Annotated in this window: 12 protein-coding genes and 1 pseudogene; 9 read left to right on the forward strand and 4 right to left on the reverse strand. The window is 71.1% G+C overall.

The annotated features are described in order from the left end of the window. Positions 1-470 precede the first annotated feature (470 nt). The 3 genes and pseudogenes from ACYVO6_RS42205 to ACYVO6_RS42215 all read left to right on the forward strand — a co-directional run. A complete protein-coding gene (locus ACYVO6_RS42205; protein ID WP_461071011.1) occupies positions 471-2,603 on the forward strand; it encodes an outer membrane protein assembly factor BamB family protein in 2,133 nt (710 codons plus the stop codon). A gap of 42 nt (positions 2,604-2,645) precedes the next feature. Further along, positions 2,646-4,916, forward strand: coding sequence for a protein kinase domain-containing protein (locus ACYVO6_RS42210; RefSeq protein WP_461071013.1), 2,271 nt, complete (start codon positions 2,646-2,648; stop codon positions 4,914-4,916). Positions 4,917-5,056: 140 nt separating this feature from the next. Beyond that, a pseudogene (locus ACYVO6_RS42215) lies at positions 5,057-5,184 on the forward strand (IS701 family transposase); the annotation flags it as partial. 141 nt (positions 5,185-5,325) lie between these two features. Here ACYVO6_RS42215 and ACYVO6_RS42220 read toward each other — a convergent pair. Both ACYVO6_RS42220 and ACYVO6_RS42225 read right to left on the reverse strand, forming a co-directional pair. Further along, complete coding sequence (locus tag ACYVO6_RS42220) at positions 5,326-6,501, reverse strand: serine hydrolase domain-containing protein (protein ID WP_461071015.1); 1,176 nt, start codon at positions 6,499-6,501, stop codon at positions 5,326-5,328. A 41-nt stretch (positions 6,502-6,542) separates the two neighbouring features. Beyond that, on the reverse strand, positions 6,543-9,083 hold the full coding sequence (locus ACYVO6_RS42225) for a M14 family zinc carboxypeptidase (RefSeq protein WP_461071017.1): 2,541 nt from the start codon (positions 9,081-9,083) through the stop codon (positions 6,543-6,545). A 154-nt stretch (positions 9,084-9,237) separates the two neighbouring features. Here ACYVO6_RS42225 and ACYVO6_RS42230 point away from each other — a divergent pair, with 154 nt between their 5' ends. Continuing rightward, positions 9,238-10,107, forward strand: coding sequence for a hypothetical protein (locus tag ACYVO6_RS42230; RefSeq protein ID WP_461071019.1), 870 nt, complete (start codon positions 9,238-9,240; stop codon positions 10,105-10,107). Here ACYVO6_RS42230 and ACYVO6_RS42235 read toward each other — a convergent pair. Continuing rightward, the gene (locus ACYVO6_RS42235) at positions 9,999-10,955 is read right to left on the reverse strand and encodes a RecB family exonuclease (protein ID WP_461071021.1); all 957 of its coding nucleotides are present in this window, start codon (positions 10,953-10,955) and stop codon (positions 9,999-10,001) included. The two genes, ACYVO6_RS42230 and ACYVO6_RS42235, sit on opposite strands and share 109 nt — an antisense overlap. 334 nt (positions 10,956-11,289) lie before the next feature. On the opposite strand from ACYVO6_RS42235, the gene ACYVO6_RS42240 reads away from it, so the two are divergent. The 5 genes from ACYVO6_RS42240 to recA all read left to right on the forward strand — a co-directional run bounded on the left by ACYVO6_RS42240 (position 11,290) and on the right by recA (position 15,086). Next, entirely contained in the window at positions 11,290-12,267 is a 978-nt protein-coding gene (locus tag ACYVO6_RS42240) for an ATP-binding protein (RefSeq protein WP_461071023.1), read from the forward strand. Continuing rightward, on the forward strand, positions 12,264-12,779 hold the full coding sequence (locus ACYVO6_RS42245; protein ID WP_461071025.1) for a hypothetical protein: 516 nt from the start codon (positions 12,264-12,266) through the stop codon (positions 12,777-12,779). Before ACYVO6_RS42240 ends, ACYVO6_RS42245 begins: the two co-directional genes overlap by 4 nt. 131 nt (positions 12,780-12,910) lie before the next feature. Further along, the gene (locus tag ACYVO6_RS42250) at positions 12,911-13,438 is read left to right on the forward strand and encodes a zinc finger domain-containing protein (RefSeq protein WP_461071027.1); all 528 of its coding nucleotides are present in this window, start codon (positions 12,911-12,913) and stop codon (positions 13,436-13,438) included. A gap of 54 nt (positions 13,439-13,492) precedes the next feature. After that, the gene (locus tag ACYVO6_RS42255; RefSeq protein ID WP_461071029.1) at positions 13,493-13,975 is read left to right on the forward strand and encodes a single-stranded DNA-binding protein; all 483 of its coding nucleotides are present in this window, start codon (positions 13,493-13,495) and stop codon (positions 13,973-13,975) included. A gap of 58 nt (positions 13,976-14,033) precedes the next feature. Continuing rightward, positions 14,034-15,086 carry a recombinase RecA gene (gene recA, locus ACYVO6_RS42260; protein WP_461071031.1) on the forward strand — a complete coding sequence of 351 codons (1,053 nt, stop codon included), beginning with the start codon at positions 14,034-14,036 and terminating at the stop codon, positions 15,084-15,086. Positions 15,087-15,198: 112 nt separating this feature from the next. Here the strand turns inward: recA and ACYVO6_RS42265 are convergent, their stop codons facing one another. Next, a complete protein-coding gene (locus ACYVO6_RS42265; RefSeq protein WP_461071033.1) occupies positions 15,199-15,363 on the reverse strand; it encodes a hypothetical protein in 165 nt (54 codons plus the stop codon). Positions 15,364-15,473 lie beyond the last annotated feature (110 nt).

Raw genomic sequence — 15,473 nt, forward strand, 5'->3', positions numbered from 1 at the left:
GTCCGCGTGACGTCGTGTTGCGAGAGTGTCAGCCGGTGCACACGAGACCGTCAATAGGTTTCGAACAATGTCCGACCAGTCGGACAGGGTGCTCCCGTGTCTGCTCTCCTCGATGAAGGTCCCACGGTCCCCGGGGTCGCCCACCGGACCTTCCTCCACATCTTGCGAGGCCCGTGGAGGAAGGTGCGCAGATGGCCGCGCCGGATATGCGGCAGAACGGACCCGCCCGAGCGCGACGGCATGCTCACGCAACCGCTCGACCTTCTTGTTGAACGCCGAGATGGCGGGACCCAACCTCCAGCCCACCTGGTACCCCGCGATCGTGAGGTTTCCGGGGAGGGTTCGCCGTAAGGGTGGTGGCGGACGTGCGGAGTGGGAACCGTGGGGGTGGTGCCGGGAGTCCGGTGCAGGGAGGGCCCGTTGAGGTGGCGGGCCGGCATGGGGCCGCGAGTGGGCAGGGGAGCGGGACAGTGGCGTCGGTACCGTTGACGGCGGGGGATCCTGTGCGGGTGGCCCGGTACCGGCTGCTGGCCCGGCTGGGCCAGGGCGGCATGGGACGGGTGTACCTGGGGCGCTCGCCCGGCGGGCGTGCAGTGGCGGTGAAGGTGGTGCGGGACGCGCTGCTGCGGGACGAGGGGTTCCGGCGGCGCTTCGTACGCGAGGTCGAGGCGGCACGGCGGGTGACGGGCTTCTTCACTGCCGCGGTGGTCGACGCCGATCCGGAGGGGAACCCGGCCTGGCTGGCCACGGAGTACGTCCCTGGACTGTCCCTCCAGGACGCGGTGGCCCGGCACGGGGTGTGGCGGCAGCAGGCGGTGCGGGGCCTCGGCGCCGCCCTGGCCGAGGCTCTCGCCGCCGTGCACGCGGCGGACCTGGTGCACCGCGACCTGAAGCCGTCGAACGTCCTGCTGGCGCCGGACGGTCCCCGGGTGATCGACTTCGGCATCTCGGCGGCGGCCGGCGACACCGCGCTCACCGAGGCCGGGATGGTGATCGGCACCCCCGGTTTCATCCCTCCCGAGCAACTGCGACACGAGACCTCCGGACCGGCCGGTGACGTGTTCGCCCTGGGGGCGGTGCTGGCGTACGCGGCCGCGGGCGTCGGCCCGTTCGGCGGCGGCGCGTCCCACGCGGTCAACTACCGGGTCGTGCACCAGGACCCCGACCTGCGGGGCCTGGCGCCCGCACTCGCGGACGTGGTGGCCCGGTGCCTGGCGAAGGACCCGGGGGAGCGGCCCACGGTGGCGTGGCTGCTGGACGAACTGGGACACCCGGACCCCGCCGCCGACGACGACCGGCATGCGCGCCAGGGCACTCCGGCACCGGACGGGGGCATCGCGACGGTCGGATGGATGCCCGGCCCGGTCGTCGACTCGGCCACACGGCTGCGGGCCGAGGTGCCCACCGAGCCCCTGCCCCGGGCGGGGGACGGTACGCCGGAGCCCCCGCCCGCCGCCCCTCCCCGCACCCGGCGCCGCCGCCTGCGGACGGCCCTCGCCGCGGCGACCGCCCTGGCCGTCACCGTGACCGGCGCCGTCCTGTGGAGGGTGGCCGCCAGTGAGGACGACGCCGGGCCCTCCAGCCCTCCGAACGTCGAGGAACTCTGGTCCCACACCCTGGCCGACGGACAGAGACTGGCCGAGGTCTCGGAGGAGATGATCTACCTCGAGCACAAGGACCGTCACGAGATCACCGCCCTGGACGTCATCGACGGCTCGCAGCGCTGGGGCCGTCGAGTCCAGGTGGCCGACGTCCGTGAGGACATCGACTACCTGAAGGACAAGGGCGACGACATCGAGGTCACCGCCGTCTCGGGCGGCCTCCTGTACTACGGCAGCAGCGACCACCTGTTCGCGGTGGACGCGGACAGCGGTGACCACCGCTGGAGATACCAGGACAGTTCCTTCCATCCCTCCCCGGTCACCGTGGGCAACGCCGCCTACGCGGACATGACGGCGTTCTTCTATGTCCTCGACACGCGAACGGGGCGCAAGCTGTGGGAGTACGCGTACGACACCAATACGTCCGGCAACGTCGCGGTCACTGGTGACGCGCTCCTCGTGCACAGCGGGAGGAAGCTGATCGCCGTCGACACCGGCACGCACAAGGAGAAGTGGACCCACCAGGCCGCGAGCGACGCGGAGACGGCCCCCGTCGTGGCTGACGGCAAGGTCTACTTCGGCACCCGGGACGGCGCACTGTACGCCGTCGACGCCGCCTCGGGCTCCGAGGTGTGGCGCCGTACCTTCGAGGGTGAACTGTGGGACGGCAGGCTCGGCGAGGGAGCCGGTCTGCCCGAAGTGGTCGACGGAACCGTGTACTTCGAGAACGACGGCTATGTGTCCGCCTTCGACGCGGACAGCGGCCGGCCGCTGTGGCGGCACAAGCAGGACTCCGAGGAGTCGACGTCCCTGAACGTGGTGGACGACACCGTCCTCGTCCACGGCTCGGACGGGGACCTGCACGCGCTGGACGCCCGCAGCGGAAAGCCCAGATGGCGGGAATCGCTCGACGTCGACGGCGACTCGCACACCATGGTCATCGGGAGCATCCTGCTCGTCGAACGCGAGGGCCGACTGACCGCCTACCGGGCCGCGACCTGATCCGTATCCGCACACCACGGCACCACAAGGAGGAGAGGCGGCGTGCAGGTGTTCACACCGCTGGAGGCGGGCGACCCCGAGCAGGTCGGCCCGTACCGGATCGTCGGGAGGCTGGGCTCGGGCGGGATGGGCCGCGTGTACCTGGCCAGGTCGCCGGGCGGCCGGACGACCGCGGTGAAGGTGGTGCACGAGGAACTGGCCGAGGACGCCGCCTTCCGCAGACGGTTCGGGCGGGAGGTGGCGGCGGCACGGAGGGTGACGGGGCCGTTCACCGCGCCCGTGGTCGACGCGGATCCGGAAGCGGACCTGCCGTGGCTGGCCACCGCCCACGTGCCCGGCGTTGCGCTGGGCACGGCGGTCACGACGCACGGCGCCTGGCCCGAGCGGTCCGTACGGGCCCTGGGATCGGGGTTGGCGGAGGCGCTGGAGGCGATCCACCGGGCCCAGGTGGTGCACCGTGACCTGAAGCCGTCGAACGTGCTGCTGGCACAGGACGGCCCGCGGGTGATCGACTTCGGGATCTCGGTGGCCGCCGACGACACCAAGCTCACGACCACAGGGGCCGTGGTCGGCAGCCCCGGCTACATTCCGCCGGAGCAACTGGTCGGTCGCGAGGTGGGGCCCGCCGGTGACGTGTTCGCGCTGGGCGCGCTGCTGGCGTACGCGGCTACCGGGACCGGCCCGTTCGGGGGCGGACCCGCGTATGGCGTCAACTACCGCGTCGTCCACGAGGATCCCGACCTGGAGGGCGTGCCGGACGGACTCGCCGACGTGGTCGCCCGGTGCCTGGCCAAGGACCCGCTGCTACGGCCCGGGGTGCCGGAACTCGTCGAGGAACTGGGCCGGTGGGAGGGGGCCGACGGGACCCGGGGCACGTTCACCCGCGCCGCATGGCTGCCCGCACCGGTCGCCGCCGACGTCACCGCGCTGTGCGCGGTCCCGCTGCCGGAGGAGGCCGCCACGGCAACGGCGGACGCGGACCTGCCGACGGTCACCGTGGCGGCGCAGACCGCCGTCGCCACAGCGCGGCTCGGCGCGCCGCCCGCGCGGCCTTCGTTCGCCGCCCGGCTGCGCGGGGCGGCCCGGCAGCGACGTACGGCGGTCCTCGCCGCAGCGGGCACCCTCGTCGTCCTGGCCGTTGTCGCCGGCCTGCTCCTGCCCCGCGCCTTCTCCGGCTCGTCGGGCCGGGGCAACGGCACCGGAAGCTCCGGCAGCCCCACGCCCGTCGCGAAACAGCTGGCGGTGCGGGAACAGTGGTCGTCCGACGAGGACTTCTGGCAGCCGGTGGTCGCCGACGGCAAGGTGGTCGGCCAGGGCCAGGACGGCGCGCTGCACGCGGTGGATGCCGGCAGCGGCGACGCCGTGTGGACGTACGACGATCCGAGCGCGTCGTCCTTCGAGGGCGTGAGCGACGGACTGGTGGTGGCCTCCAGCAGGGAGAAGGGCACGATCCAGGGCATCGCCCTGGACAGCGGAAAACGAGTCTGGAGCGTGGCCGCCGAGGCACACACGGCGCCCGGCACGACATGGGCTGTCCACATGCGCATCGTCGTGGCCGACGGAACCGTCTACATGAACGCCATGTACCGCCTGCCCGAGGAGTCCGAGCGCTACGGCACATACGCCGTGTCGGCGCTGGACACCGCCACCGGCCGGCTGAAGTGGACCCGGACGATCGAGCACGATCTGTCCGACGCACTCGCGGTTGTGGACGGGGTCGTCTACGGCGGGGTGCGGGAGAGGGACGGCACCTACTTCCACGCCCTGGACGCGGACACCGGGGATCAGCTGTGGCGGTACCACGCGAGCGCGAGCCGGAACTACGCGGGCGAGGCGACGGCGATCACGGTGTCGGGCGGCACCGTCTACTTCGGCGACAGCCGCAGTGTCCTCCACGCCGTCGACGCCCGGCGGGGCACGAAGCTGTGGACCTACGAACCTGACGTGGAGAGTGTGGAGGAGTGGCTCGAACCGCTCATGGTCACCGACGGCGTCGTCTACGGCGGGACCGGAGACGCCACCAGCGACTACGGATCCGGAACCGTGCACGCGGTCGCGGCCGACTCCGGAAGACCGCTCTGGACCGAGCCCACCGAACGCGAACCCGAGCTGCACGGTCTGCTGGACGGCTCGCTGCTCTTCAGCACCAGAGCCGGCACACTGCACGCTGCGGATGCCCGGACAGGCGCGTCTCCGGCCGAGACGCGCCTGTCGTCCGGCGACCCCGACGCGGCCGTCGCCGGCGACCGGGTGTACTTCGACGGCGGCGACGGACGCCTGCACGCGGGCAGGATCTCCCTCACCGACGGCTGAGCAACGCGGCGTGCCGTGGTCACGGGCGGGTTCTGCCCGCCCGCCCCTCGAAGGAGCGGCCCCGACGGCGAGGGCGTCCCGGGCAGGGGAAGCCTCAGATCGTGATCACCGAGCAGACAGTAGGGACCTGGGACCACGACCTGGACGCCCTCTTCACCACCTAGGACATCACTTCGGCCGCGTCTAACCCCGTCGCCGCATGCGGGACTACGTACGCGGACTGCTCGCCCCCGTGGCCCGCAAGAACAGCTGGCAACTGGCCGAACACCGAACACGCTGGCCACGCCACCCCGGACGGCAGCGGGCGCGGGAGAGCAGGTGCTGCAGACCCTGCGGTAGCGCAGTTCGACTACCAGGGCGAGGTGCCGGTGCGGCATCTCGGATGACCAGGGACTTCAACGGGCCACCGTCAATAGGTAGGTGAATATGGCTTGACCCAGGTGAGAGCCGCCCGGTACACCGCCCGCACCAGCCGCTCGTTCTCCGGAGCCGCTCCGCCCGGGAACGACATCCGGCGCCGTGTGTAGCCGTAGGCCAGGCCGCTGCGCGGGTCGGCGAAGGCCTGGCAGCCGCCCGCGCCGCTGTGGCCGAAGGCCCCGGCGCCCAGGAACGGGTACCAGTTCTCCGCCGTGGCCTGGAAGCCGAGCCCGTACGCCTTGTGGGCGCGCATCACCAGGTCGAAGCCGATCGAGTGGACCTGCCCGACCTCCGCGATCGTGTCCGGCTTCAGCAGCGGCGCCTGGCCGTCCACCCGGCTGATCGCCGCCGCGTACATCCCGGCGAGCCCGCGCGCGGAGGCGACGCCGCCCGCCGACGCCTGGCCCTTGGCGCGCACGGTACGGGAGTTGGCGAAGCCCTCCAGCGTTCCGGGCTCCGGCACATGCTCGTTGAACGCGATCGACGTGAGCGTGTGCGGGCCGGTGGGCGCCGCGTCCAGTACGGACTGCTCGGCGGCCGTCGGCGCCATCGGCTGTACGGAACGGAAGCGGGGCTCCTCCGCCTCGGGCAGCCCCAGGAAGAAGCCCAGTCCGTACGGGGCACGGATCCGCTCCTCGTACACCTCCTGGAGCGTACGGCCCGTGGCCCGCCGTACGACCTCGCCCGTCAGCGCGCCGATCACGAGCGCGTGGTAGCCGAAGGCGGTGCCCGGCCGCCAGAACGGGCGCTGGCCCGCGAGCCGTTCGGCGACCGCACGGTCGTCGGCGAGCTCGTCGTCCGTGAAGCCCGCGTCGGAGCCGACCACGCCCGCGCGATGCGCGAGCAGCTCGCGCAGGGTGATCGCCGACTTGCCCTCGACCGCGAACTGGGGCCAGTAGTACGCCACTTCACGGTCCAGCTCCAGCGTCCCCTCCTGCACGAGGAGGGCGACCACCAGGTGGGCCGCCCCCTTCGTGGACGAGAAGACACCGAACAGCGTCTCGCCGTCCGTCTCCGCACCGGCCCAGAGATCGACGACCCGCCGCCCGTGCACGTACGCGCTCAACTGGCCCGCGTAGTCCGGCCGTTCGGCGGTCACGAAGGCCGCGAACTCCTCGCGTACCGCCTCGTAGCCGTCGGCGACGGTGCCGTGGATCTCCGGGGTCATCCGTACTCCTCGAGTCGTCGTGCCTGCCGTGCCTCAGGGTGTCAGTGGGACACCGTCAACAAGGCCCGTGCGACCTGGGGGAATTCCCCCTTCGGGTGGGCGCGGAAGAGCGGTTCCGTGCCGAACAGGACGGCGTGCGGGCCGCTGACGACCGAGGCCCGGCCCGCCGCCTGGTCGGGGCCGCCGGTGCCGTCATCCAACGCGCGCCAGTGGCCGGAGACCAGGGGATTTCCGGTCGCGTACGACTGCTCCACACGGACTGAGGAGCCCAGGTCCGTGAACCACATGGGGGCGTACACGAAGCTGTGGTCCGGAGTGCCCTGCGTGATGCCGCCGCCTGAATTCACCACGCGTACAACGCCGTTGGCGTCCCCATTGCCCTCGACCGGCTTGACGGCGAGCAGGTCCGCGGCGGCGTTGAGCGCGGCTCCGGTGGCTCCGCGGCCGACGAGGCCCTCGCGGGCGAGGAAGCGGTCCAGGGCGGTACGGGCCGCCGCGCTGAGTTCCTCGTGGTCGAGCCCGGCCGATGCGAACAGGACGTCCGCCTTCGACCAGTCGAAGCCCGCGTTGAGGATCGCCGTGGACACCGGGGTGACGTCGAAGTTCATCTCGCGGAGGGCGAAGAGCTCGCCGGGGGTGACGGCCGCGGCGACGCGTACGCGGTGGAGCGGGGTGCCGCCGGTGGCCTTCGTCGCGTCGAAGGCGACGTCGTACTTCTTGGCGAGTGCTGCCGCCTTCGTCCGGGCCGACGCGGGAACGATCGCGCTGCCGCCATCGGCCGACTGGCGTACCGAAACCCCGTCCGCCAGAAGGGAGTTGAGCGCCGCGATCTCGCGGGCGTCGTCCAGGCGCAGGCGGAGGTTGCCGTACGGGGCGACGTAGCCGACGCGGGCGGCCTCGTGGACCGTACGGGACGGGACGGAGAGCCCGGGTGTCCGTATGGAGTCGACCGTCGCGCCCCACAGGCGGCCCAGGCTCCAGCCGGAGATGTCGTACATCGTCGACACCTTGTCGCTGATGTCCCGGCCGTCCGCCAGCATCACATTGGCGAGACCGCGCTTGGGCTGGTGCATGTCGATGACGTACGAGCCCCGCGTGTACGACTTGCCGCCGAGCCTGAAGTCCTTTGTGGCGCGCTGGACTTGGACATCGTTGGCGAGCAGGTGGTCGACGAGGCGGGCCGCGGCGGTGGTTGATCGCTGGTCGCGGTCGGACGGAATGACGTACGCGCGCGGGAAGTCGGTCGTGTAGACGTCCTCAGGTCCGATGCCCGGAACACCCGGCACCGTTTCGGGCGAGATGGATGTTTGCGCGGCACCCGTCGCGCCCCGGCGGAAGACCTCGATCTGGTCGTCGATGAGGGAAGTACGGTGTTTCTGGGCGAAGTTGAGGGTGGCGTCCATCGCCGCGCCCGCCACGTCCACGTTGATCGCCGCACGGCGGCGCAGCTCGGTGACCGGCAGCTCGTCGTACTCCTCGTTGTTCACCGCGAGCGGGATCTCGATCGTGTGCGCGGCGACGGTGCCGTGGAAGGCCGCGTACTGCGGAGTGAAGATCGGCGGCCAGTCGTCCCAGCCCTCCTCCTGGTCGCGGAAGGGGATCTGGGCGGGCTCCACGCCGTCCTTCTCGGGTGTGTAGCCGAGGCCGTTGACGGCGGACTCCATACCGAGGGCGTTGGCGTAGGTGTTCTTGAGGAAGAGGTCGTATTCGTAGTTCTCGCCGTGCGGGGGAGTGGTGGGCTCGATGAGGGTGCCGTTGACGTAGCCGTGGAGATCGAGCATGACGGCCGGTTGCTTATCGATCTCGATCTGCCGCATCGCGCGGACTTCGGGCTGCGAGGCGGTGATGAAGTCGCGGTTCATGTCGAAGCCGTTGGCGTTGGCGCGGGTGCCGGCGATACGGCCGTCGGGGTTCGCGGTGATGTTGAAGTAGAGGCGGTTGCGGGCGAGGAGGCCCGTGGTGTCCTTGTCCTTCGCCTTCGCGAGCCGCTCGATGAGCTTGAGGGCGGCGTCGGTGCCCTCCCATTCGTTGCCGTGAATGTTGCTGTTGAAGAAGACGGGGGTTTTGTACGCGGCTTTGAGGGTGGGGTCCTTGGCGGCTGCCTGGGGTGCGTTCTCGATGAGTTCGCGCATACGTTCCTGGGCGCGGGCCTGCTTCGACGATTCCGGCGCGGTGACGGTGACCAGGTAGAGGCGGTGGCCGCCCGCCGAGCGGCCCGCGATCTCCACGCTGACGCGGTCGCCGAGCTGTTGGAGGGCGTTCAGCTTCGGGGCGATGGCGTGGTACGGGGTGAGGCCGAGCTTGATGGACTTGTCCGCGGGGTTCTGCGGGTCCGGGGTGAGGGTCTGTTCGCGGGGGTAGCCGCGGGGGTCTGTGGCGAGGTCCGGGGCGGGGGAGGTGAGGGCTCGGTCGGTGGTGCTCTCGGGCGCTCTTGCGGCTCCGCCTGCGGCGGCTCCGGTCTCCCTCTCACGGGTCGGGGGCTGGGGCGTCGGGTCGGCTACGGCGCCGTACGGGCTGAGCAGGAGCGTTGCCGCCGCGGTGGCTGTGGCGGTGGCGAGCAGGACGGGTCTCGGCAGACGCACGCGTACCTCCTGTTAATCGGTACGGGGAGGTGTACCGGTTCGATTCCCCTGCAACAAGAGGGCGTTGGCGTGGCGGAGCGGGCATGCTGAGGGTGGGCGTCGGCGCGACGGGGGTCAGACGCTGGAGCGCAGTGCGTGAGGCGAGGAGCAGTCCATGGCAACGATTCCGTCGCTCCCCAGCAGGGATGACGTGGCGCGTATCGCACGGAACACCACCGACATCACCGGCCAACTTCTGGACACCGCGGGCAATATCACCCGTATCGCCATCAACACCTTTGATCCGCGGGACGGCTCGGGAGCGGAGGCGCTGCGAGTACTGCGCGAAACCACCGCCGAACTGGCCGAGGCGAGCGCCTCACCACAGGCGCAGGAGGCCTTCTACCGCATCGTGGACACGCTGACGCGCCTCGGCACGAGCGGCGCGCCGCTCGCCACCCACCCCGTCAGCGAGCCCGCGCAGGCGTTGCTGACCGCGCTCGGTGACAGCCTGCTGCCCGTACTCGACGCGGTGGAGCCGGCCGTGGAGGAGGCGGCGGAGGCGTTGGGGGAGCTGGTGGAGGCCACGTCGCCGCTGCTGCCCGCGGCGGCGGGGGTGATGGCGGGCGTGCTCCTCGCCCTGGCTCCTCTGATCCGGGCCGCGGCGGACGTACTGCGCGACTCGTCCCCCGAACTCCGCCGCATCGCCGACGCGTTGACGGCTGCGCTGGCTCCGCTCCTGCCCTTGCAGGTGGCGTTGGCGGAACGGGCCGCTGCCGCGGGGGCGGGCGTCGTGCGCGCGACGCTTCCGCCCCTGGCGGACCTGACGGAGGCGGCGGCCGCCGGCATCAAGGCGGGCCGCCCGTTGCTGGTCGCCGGCGAGGAGTTCGTCGTCTCCGGCCTGGAACACCTCCAGCCGTTGCTCCTGGCGTCCGCCTATCGGGCGGGGCGGGTTGCCCGGGCGGCGGCGGTACGGGTGTCGGCGGCGGTGTCGCCCGCGGCGGAGCCGGGGGTGGTGGTGGCGGTGTCGCCGGCCAGGGGATAGGGCGGCGGGGTGCCGCCGAACGCGGGGCAGAGGTCCCGGTAGCCGCACCAGTCACAGAAGCGGCTCGGGCTGGGCTGCCACTCGCCCGTCGTCACCGCCCGCTGGATCGCCGCCCACAGCGCCCGCAGCTTCCGCTCCACCGCACGCAGGTCCGCCTCGTCCGGGTCGTACGTCACCATGTCGCCGCTGCCCAGATAGACCAGTTGGAGGCGGCGCGGGACCACCCCGCGCCGCCGCCACAGCACCAGGGCGTAGAACATCATCTGGAACATGGCCCGGTGCTCGAAGTCCGGCGGGGGCGCCTTACCGGTCTTGTAGTCCACCACGCGGACCTCGCCGGTCGGGGCGACGTCCACCCGGTCGATGATCCCGCGCAGCCTCAGCCCGGACTCCAGCGTGGTCTCCACGAACAGCTCCCGCCCGGCGGGCTCCAACCGGGTCGGATCCTCCATCCGGAAGTACTGCTCCAGCAGCTGTTCCGCCTCGGCCAGCCAGGCGGCCAGTACCGCGCCGTCCGTGTCCTTTGGGAAGAGGGCGGCCAGTTCGGGCCGTTTGTCCAGCAGTCGCTCCCATTCCGGGCGCAGCAACGCACGGGCACGGTCCGGGGTGCGCTGCCCGGCCGGCACGTCGAAGAGCCGCTCCAGCACCGCGTGCACCACGGCGCCCCGGGCCGCCGCCGGGTTCGGTGGCTCCGGCAGCCTGTCGATCACCCGGAGCCGGTAGCGCAGCGGGCAGGTCATGAAGTCGTCCGCGCGCGACGGCGACAGCGACGACGGCGTCCTCGGGGCGGGCCGGGGTGCCGCGGGCGGGGCCGCGTCCGATGCGGCGGAGCTCCCGGACAGGGACATACTCCGACCCTACGCCGGGGACCTGCGCAGGGCCCTTCCCGAATCCACCGGACGGTTCCGAACCAGTTCCGACTACGACCGTGTGCCCACCCGCGTCGCGGCGCAGGCGCACTCGCTCCGGCCGATACGGACATCAAGGGCATTGATTATTTTTCTGGAGAAAAGTGTTGATTTTCCCCTCCGTGCATGCCTAACGTGTGGTTTCAGGCAGTTTCGAACTGACATTCGAGCAAGTGACGGCCGCGTGGGTGCACGTCTTGCCAGGTGAGGACCATGTCCCGTCCCTCCCCAAGCCCACCCCGAACCGCCGTCGGATGCGCCAGAGGAGAACGGCGTGAGCAGCTTCACCTTCACCCCAGCCACCAAGGAGCAGGCCAAGGCCCGCATCGCGCTCACCGGGCCCACCGGCTCGGGCAAGACCTACACCGCGCTCGTCATCGGCACCGGGCTCGGCGACCGGATCGCCCTGATCGACACCGAGCACGGCAGCGCTTCCAAGTACGCCGACGAATTCGTCTTCGACACCCTCCCGCTCACGACGTTCGAGCCCCCCGCGCTCGTCGAGGCGCTCGCGGTGGCCGCCCACGAGGGCTACGACGTCGTGATCGTTGACTCGCTCTCGCACTTCTGGTCCGGCACGGGCGGGATGCTGGAGCAGGTCGACAACGCGGCGAAGCGCACCGGGTCGGGGAGCAGCTTCGCCGGCTGGAAGGAGGCCCGCCCCCTGGAGCGGGCGATGATCGACGCCCTCCTCGCCTATCCCGGTCAACTCATCGTCACCATGCGCACCAAGACCGAGTACGTCGTCGAGGCCGACGAGCGCGGGCGCAAGGTACCGCGCAAGGTCGGGCTCAAGCCCGAGCAGCGGGAGGGCATCGAGTACGAATTCGACATCGTCGGCGACCTCGACCACGAGAACACCCTGGTGATCTCCAAGTCCCGGGCGAAGCCGCTGTCCGGGATGGTGCTCCACAAGCCCGGCGCGGAGTTCGCCGAGGCCATCCTCGGCTGGCTCAAGACCGGCAAGCCCGCCAAGTCCGTGTCCGACTACATCACGGAGGCCACCGCACCGGACGCCACCTATGACGGCCTGCGCACCCTCTACGAGGAGGCCCGCCGGCACAACCTGCTCGGCTCCGCAGTCCTGGACGACGGGGAGACCCGCACGCTCGGCGAGCTGATCGTGCGCCGCGGCACCGAGGCGGCGAAGAACCGGGTCGCCCAGGACATCGAGTCCCGGGACGGGACCGAGGCGAGGCACGGGACCGGGTCGCGGGACGGAACCGGGCGGAGGAAGGACGAGGCCGCATGAGCCTCAGGGACCATGCCACCCGGGTCGCCGTGCTCAGGGTGCTGCGCGACGTGGTGGAGGCCGAGTACCGGGCCACGCGCCGGGCGGTCCTCGACGGGTTGCGTGCGGCCCGCGCCGAGCTCGGCCTCAAGTCGATCCGGGTGACCCTGCCGGACGGCACCCCGATCGCCACCATCACGCTCATCGACCCCCAGCCGACGGTCGTGGTCGCCGACGAGCACGCCTTCCTCACCTGGGTGGCCGAGAACCACCCCGACGAGGTGGAGACGCTCACCCAGGTGCGCCCCCACTGGCAGCGGGAGTTCTTCGCCCGGCTCGTCGGCCTCGACCCGGTCACCGACCCGCACACCGGCGAGGTGATCCCCGGACTGGCGACGCTTCCGGCGTCCGAACCGCGCTCGTTCAGCCTCCGGCCCGTTCCCGGCGGAACGGAACAGGTCGCTCGCGCCTGGCACACCGGCGAGATCGACCTGCGTCGGCTACTCGTCCTCGGCGGCGGCGAGAAGCGATGACCACCATGCCCACCATGACCACCGCCACAGCGCCCTCCGGCAGGGACACATCCGCCGCCCTGTGGTTCCCGGTCCCACGAGCTGAGCGGTCTCGGGGAGGTGGGATGCGTTCCCGCGGAAGGGAGTCCCGGATGACAACGGCCGAGACGGCCCAGCTGGTGGCCCTGATCGCCTCGATCTGCCCGTCGATGCACCTGGAGGAGACCACGGCGAAGAACTGGCACCCCCTCCTGGCCGACCTGGACGCCGCCGACGCGCATGAGGCCGTGATCCGGCTGGGACGGCGACGGCACCACATCGCCGCCGTCGACATCCGCGACGAGGTGCGCGCGACCAGGGAGGAGCGGCTCGCCCGCGACCCGCTGCCGCTCCCGGACGCGGACCCGGACGACCCGCGCCGCTACCGCGCGGAACTCCTCGCGATCGTGACCGCGATCGCCTCGGGACAGCGTGTCGAGCGGACACCCACCGTCCCGGCCCCGCCGCCCCCCGCCCTCGCCGGCCGATCGAGGAACGACCTCCGCGTCCGCGCCCTCCGAGTGCCCTGCCCGTGGTGCAAAGCCGCCCCCGGCCATCCGTGCACCGTCCGCCGACTCGGCATTCCGTTGAAGAACGCCCCGGCCCACGCGTCGAGACTCACCGCGGCTGATCCGCCGTAAGACACGTAAGGCAACCAACTCCCCCCGTCCGTACGCGCGTTAGGAGTACCTCTCATGGTCGGCGAGACCGTCGTCACCGTCGTCGGCAACCTGACCGACGACCCCGAAATCCGCATGACCCCGTCCGGCGACGCGGTCACACACTTCACCGTCGCCTCCACGCCCCGCACCTTCGACCGGCAGAGCAACGAGTGGAAGGACGCCGACACGCTGTTCCTGCGCTGCTCGGCCTGGCGGCAGATGGCGGAACACGTCGCCAAGTCCCTGACGCGCGGCACCCGCGTCATCGTCCAGGGACGGCTGCACCAGCGGGCGTACGAGACCAAGGAGGGCGAGAAGCGGACCGTCATCGAGCTGGAAGCCATGGAGATCGGTCCCTCCCTGCGCTACGCCGACGCGACGGTCAGCAAGACCTCGCGCGTGGGCGCCCCTGGAGGCACCCTCTTCGGCACCGAGCCTCCCGCGTCGAAGGACGCACCGAGGGCACCCGACGGGGACAAAAGCACCCCTGACAAGAGCCCCACGTTCCCCTTCTGACCCGGTCCGTCGGCCGCGATGACACATCCTGACCCCCGTTACCCCCGAGGCGGACCCCATGAAAGTACAGAACCGCGAGGAGACGCTCGAACTCGCCCTCGCCCAGATCGAGAAGCGGTTCGGCCAGGGCTCGGTCATGCGTCTCGGCGACGACCCCTGGGCCCCCATCGAGGTCATCCCCACCGGCTCCATCGCCCTCGACGTCGCCCTCGGCGTGGGCGGCCTGCCACGCGGGCGGGTCGTGGAGATCTACGGCCCGGAGATGAGCGGGAAAACCACCATCGCGCTGCATGCCATAGCCAACGTGCAGCGGGCCGGCGGGACCGCGGTGTTCATCGACGCCGAGTACGGCCTTGACATCGAGTACGCGGAAAGACTCGGCGTCGACACGGACGGCCTCATCGCCTGCCAGCCCGACACCGGCGAGCAGGCGCTGGAGATCGCCGACACGCTGATCCGCTCCGGAGCCGTCGACCTCATCGTCATCGACTCCGTCGCCGCGCTCGTGCCGAGGGCGGAGATCGAGGGCGAGATGGGCGACTCCCACGTCGGCCTCCAGGCCCGCCTGATGAGCCAGGCGCTGCGGAAGATCGCCGGCGCGCTCAGCCAGTCGAGGACCACGATGATCTTCATCAACCAGCTCCGGGAGAAGATCGGCATCGTGTTCGGCCCTCCAGAGACGACGACCGGTGGCCGGGCGCTGAAGTTCTACGCCTCGGTGCGCCTGGACATCCGCCGGATCGAGACCCTCAAGCGCGGCGCCGAGCCGGTCGGCAACCGCACCCGCGTCAAGGTGGCCAAGAACAAGATCGCGCCGCCCTTCAAGCAGGCCGAGTTCGACATCCTCTACGGGCAGGGCATCAGCCGCGAGGGCGAGCTGATCGACATGGGGATGGAGCACGGCTTCGTCCGCAAGGCCGGCGCCTGGTACACGTACGAGGGCGATCAGCTGGGCCAGGGCAAGGAGAACGCCCGCACCTTCCTGAAGGACAACCCCGACCTCACCGACGAGATCGAGAAGAAAATCAAGGAGAAGCTGGGCATCGGGGTACGGCCGGAGGACCTGGCAACGGAGCCCGGCACCGTCCCCGCTGCCTCCCTCGACCTCTGATCCCGGCGCACTCCCTTTCGGACCCGCGCCCCGTTCACCCGCGGCAGTTCGTCCGGGGGAAGCACGGAGGTCAGTGACGGTGGGCAGCTATCCAGCAGGGGTGAAGCCCCGTTTATGTGGCGGGAGTGAAGCCCCGTTCGACCAGTGCGTCGATGGTGGTGCCGCCATCGTCGTACACGAGGGTGCCGGAGTCCCAGTCCAGCACTACGTCATCAAGCCCTCGAGAGCGGACGAGCCAGTCGTAGTTCCGCAGCGCGATGATCGTCTCCTCGGTCATGAAACCGAAGCTACTGCTCCTGGTCCGGCTCTCACCGCCGTGCACGTCTGGCCCGCTGCCCCCGCCACGCTTTCGGCGGAACAGCCGCCGATGCTGCTGCGCCCGGAGCC

It is taken from the genome of Streptomyces pseudoechinosporeus (assembly GCF_054783935.1).

Excerpts from the sequence above, each read along its gene's own strand:
- ACYVO6_RS42250 (WP_461071027.1), top strand. The coding sequence starts at position 12,911 with ATGACAACGGCCGAGACGGCCCAGCTGGTGGCCCTGATCGCCTCGATC.
- ACYVO6_RS42230 (WP_461071019.1), top strand. The coding sequence starts at position 9,238 with ATGGCAACGATTCCGTCGCTCCCCAGCAGGGATGACGTGGCGCGTATC.
- ACYVO6_RS42245 (WP_461071025.1), top strand. The coding sequence starts at position 12,264 with ATGAGCCTCAGGGACCATGCCACCCGGGTCGCCGTGCTCAGGGTGCTG.
- ACYVO6_RS42220 (WP_461071015.1), bottom strand. The coding sequence starts at position 6,501 with ATGACCCCGGAGATCCACGGCACCGTCGCCGACGGCTACGAGGCGGTA.
- recA (WP_461071031.1), top strand. The coding sequence starts at position 14,034 with ATGAAAGTACAGAACCGCGAGGAGACGCTCGAACTCGCCCTCGCCCAG.
- ACYVO6_RS42235 (WP_461071021.1), bottom strand. The coding sequence starts at position 10,955 with ATGTCCCTGTCCGGGAGCTCCGCCGCATCGGACGCGGCCCCGCCCGCG.
- ACYVO6_RS42265 (WP_461071033.1), bottom strand. The coding sequence starts at position 15,363 with ATGACCGAGGAGACGATCATCGCGCTGCGGAACTACGACTGGCTCGTC.
- ACYVO6_RS42255 (WP_461071029.1), top strand. The coding sequence starts at position 13,493 with ATGGTCGGCGAGACCGTCGTCACCGTCGTCGGCAACCTGACCGACGAC.